At 39.8% G+C, this 3,923-nt stretch carries 3 protein-coding genes and 1 pseudogene; all 4 read right to left on the reverse strand.

Annotation, left to right across the window (positions count from 1 at the left end):
- On the reverse strand, positions 1–998 hold a 998-nt coding region (locus Q0R88_RS01750; RefSeq protein ID WP_295711578.1), incomplete at its 3' end, for a DUF5008 domain-containing protein.
- A gap of 41 nt (positions 999–1,039) precedes the next feature.
- On the reverse strand, positions 1,040–1,762 hold the full coding sequence (locus Q0R88_RS01755; protein WP_295711580.1) for a hypothetical protein: 723 nt from the start codon (positions 1,760–1,762) through the stop codon (positions 1,040–1,042).
- 29 nt (positions 1,763–1,791) lie between these two features.
- Entirely contained in the window at positions 1,792–3,315 is a 1,524-nt protein-coding gene (locus tag Q0R88_RS01760; protein WP_295711582.1) for a RagB/SusD family nutrient uptake outer membrane protein, read from the reverse strand.
- An 11-nt stretch (positions 3,316–3,326) separates the two neighbouring features.
- Positions 3,327–3,923: pseudogene (locus Q0R88_RS01765) on the reverse strand (SusC/RagA family TonB-linked outer membrane protein); the annotation flags it as partial.

The following is a 3,923-nucleotide window of genomic DNA, read 5'->3' on the forward strand; positions in this document are numbered from 1 at the left end:
GCAACGTTGAAGCGAAATGTTTTGTCTAAAGAGCCATCTAAATTAAACCGGAGCACTTGCCTCATCTCTGTACTATCCACAATAACCGTGTCTCTTGTAAAGTCATGATTGGGTTTTTTATAGGTCCGGTGTACATAATACCTGAAATTACCGGTAGCCAGGATTTTATTTTGATGGTTATAAACTCTATTTATAAAATCATTGGTCCCCCCGTTAAATTTTGGAAAATACTTGGTGGTATCTCTCGAAGTGTCTTTTTGTGTGGGGCGCCTGTATACCTTTATGGCTATTGTATCAACACTGCCATCAACCCCTAAACTGGTTATATTACTAATATTATCTGTTCGTTGGTTATATCCGCCAAAGCCGCCTGCAATAATAAATTTTCCGTTTATCTGCATAATTCTTGACAATCCTCCATTTGCAGCTTTACCGGTCCTGAATGTACGGTCAAACTCACCATCAGATGATGTTCTTACAATTCGGTTGAGTGGTGTTACAATGCCTTTGTTATCATAATTAGTAAACCAGCCTACCACCAAATTCCGTCCATCAGCCAGAGGAAATATCTGGCTCACATAATTATTTGCGCCCAACGTAGCCCTGAAAGATGGATCAATATTGATGAGGCCGTTTACTTTAAACAGCGGCCCAAGCACCAATTGATCATCAATTGCTATAGATGTTATACCGCTGCTGCCAAAGGGAGGAACTTTTACTTTGATGGATGTTGCTGTAACCTCGGTAATTTGCCCTTCCTCGCCATTAAACATAAATTTCAATTTATCCTTAAAGGGTATTAATCCGGCTGCTTTAAAAGTAATCTCGGTACCTACAGCGCCCGATGCAGGGCTTGGTATAGCATCACGATTAAGCGTTACGCCTAATGGCGGCTTTCCATCAGCATATGGAGCTTCAAAGCTCTCTTGTGCCTTTTTGCAGCTTTGAATAACTAAGGCTGCTAAAGCAAATATTATTATGTATTTAATTTTTTTCATGTCTCAATTCGTTATTGATCAAACATCATTTTTAATATTTTTTATTCGGATGAATGAAGCCCGGTGTTATAAACCTCAATAAAAAAGTCGTCCGGATTGAAGCCAAAGTATGCCCCGTTATACTGCAACGTGTGTACTACGCCGTTTTTGGGCTTAATGTCTGATGAGGAAATATAAGTTCGGAAAACCGCATTTTGGGCGTTATTAATATCATACACATAGCTGATAATTAAACTGCGCGGCCCTATGTACCTTACCTTATTCGCGTCGCCGTAAATGACCCCAATATTTGAAACATCGCCGCTATATGAATAATATAATGCACCCGGATACTGATTTTGAAGGTCAAGATCTATTTGAGAGTAATCTTTAAGGCGGTTAACCCCCTTGAACATATAACGCTCCAAATATTTTCTCCAGATCAATGAATCGATATCCGATAATTTTTTAACCGTATCGCGGCCAACACTAAATAAAAACTCGTTTAATGAGCCCCTGATTTTTGCATTGCCAATGGTTCTTTTTATAACATCATCATCGGGTGCAAAAAAGGTAAAATCAACGGTGTGGAAAGTGCTCTCGAGCCCGGCTAACTTTACAATTTGGGCAATAGTATCAAAGGGCACCGGTTTTGCTTCTAAATATTGAAACATATCGCCTGGGAAATCAGGATTTGCCTTCCCCCCATCCCGGTAGTACTCATCCCGTTTACAACCGGTAAGTAACATGAAGAGACCGGCACAAACAATAATTATATTTTTCATAATTGTTATTATTATCTTTTAGCTATGTGTTAATTACCGCCGTTTACCCAATAGGCATTAAGCGACATGAAAGGATTATTGGTTAATGCATTACCGCTGATAGGCCACGTCCAGGCTCCCCTGTTAAACTTATCTAACGTTAATACATTATATGTCCATTGGCTGTTAAGAATCCGCCGGGTACGTACCAGGTCAAAATAATGATGTCCCTCACCCATCAATTCACGGGATCTTTCTAAAAAGATAAAATCCTTTAAATCCTGACCGCCACCACCAGCATATTGTGAAGCTTCGGCCCTATCCCTGATTTTATTAACAAGCGCTGTTGCTTCGTTGTCCTGCCCTAATTCGGCCATTGCTTCTGCACATAATAAAATCTCACCAGCATACCTGAAAATCATAAAAGTATTATCAGGATTACTGTTTTCTTCGCCCGTTGCAAAAGCATTCTGAGCAAATTTCAACATCATGAATTTTCCGTTATCGGCATATATGTCTTCATTAAACCACATAGTTGCCCGTTTATCGGCTGTGCCCGGATACAGCTTTTGCATATATTCTGCCCTGAAATAGGCAAAACTTACCCTGTGTGTATACTCTGGCCGTTTGTAGGGATAATGCAAAAACATATCTCCAACGGGCGCTATGTTTGCGTTTGCATCACCATAGTTAACACTGCGGTAAAATTCAAAAAGGCTTTCATCAGATCGTCCTTTAATAACGGTGGCCCATTCTGAAATTGGCAACAATCTGTAGGCATTACTTTTAATAAGCTCCTGGCCCAGATCAACTGTTTCCTGGTAATACTTAGCGGCATTGGGCTTATCAAAGCCGGCGTTCCACATGTCCATGTTCATGAGCAGTGCTATAATACTACCCTTGCTTGCCCTTACACCTTTAAGAGCAGGATCGGTATAAGTCCAGGGCATGTTGTCTTTATAGGTTTTAAGGTCGGCTATGCATTTATTTAAAACCGAAACCATATTTTCACGAGGCAAGGCTGTTGAATGAAAAGCATCGGTATAATACGGCACATCGCCATAAAGCCTTACCATAAAGAAATATGCAAGCGAGCGGATAAAAGCTGCTTCTCCCTTAAATTGATTTTTCTCGGCTGTTGATACTCCTGGTATCCCTTCGTCAAGCTTCGAAATTAGAATGTTAGCGCCCTGTACAACCTGGTAGTAGCCGGTCCAGTCGGTAATGTTATAAAAGTTGTAAAAACTCCATGGCGGGTTGCCATTAATAAGGTTGAGCAAATCATTTCGGCCCAATACCTCTACATATTCACGTGCCGGGCCCAGATCAGACTGTGCCTCATGCATTACCTCGCCAGAACGATATTCGCCCGTAGCACCAATAAATTGTGTTTCATTGATCTTTCCAAAAAACTGCCTCGATAGATCATATATATTGGCAATAACATCATCCTTTGACTGGTAAAAATTATTACCGGTTAGTTTATCAATAGGTTGAATGTTCAAAAACTTTTTACAGGCAGGTAAACAGAAACTTCCTGCAATTACTAAAATGTATATAATACTTTTTTTCATGATTTTAAGTTTTATTTACTTGTGTTGAGTTCTATATTTAAACCTATGTTATAGGTACGCGGCACTGGGTAACCACTGGAAATATCACGACCCAAAGTGGTTACGTTCTCTGGATTTGGCCCTTTATATCCCGAAAACGTGGTGAGGTTATTGGTTGAGAAATATACCCGCAGACTGTTAAAACCAATCTTTCTGACAAGCTTACGATCAAAGGAATATGAAAACGTAACGTTATTGATTTTAAAGTATGAGCCATCCTCGGCCCATAATGTCTGATCTGGCCTTAGCGGTTGTATCTGGTTATACCTCGAAAAAGAATAAGGATTAGGGTAAACCGAATGATCGCCGGGCTGCCTCCAGATATCCATATTATTTAAGGGAACTACTGCTAACAGATCATAAGGATTACGCGATATAGCCATACGATCAGCAAGTGCGTTATTTAAAATAGTTCTTTTTGCTGTGAACGTTGAATAAATATTAAGCCCGAAATTTTTGTAGACAATATTTGTGGAAATACCACCTGTAACTAAAGGCTGAGAGTTACCAGTTATCTCATAATCCTTGCCATCTAAGATATAATCGCCGTTAACATCTTTAAAATTAGG

Origin of the sequence: Mucilaginibacter sp. (genome assembly GCF_025362475.1) — a bacterium.
Lineage (GTDB): Bacteria > Bacteroidota > Bacteroidia > Sphingobacteriales > Sphingobacteriaceae > Mucilaginibacter.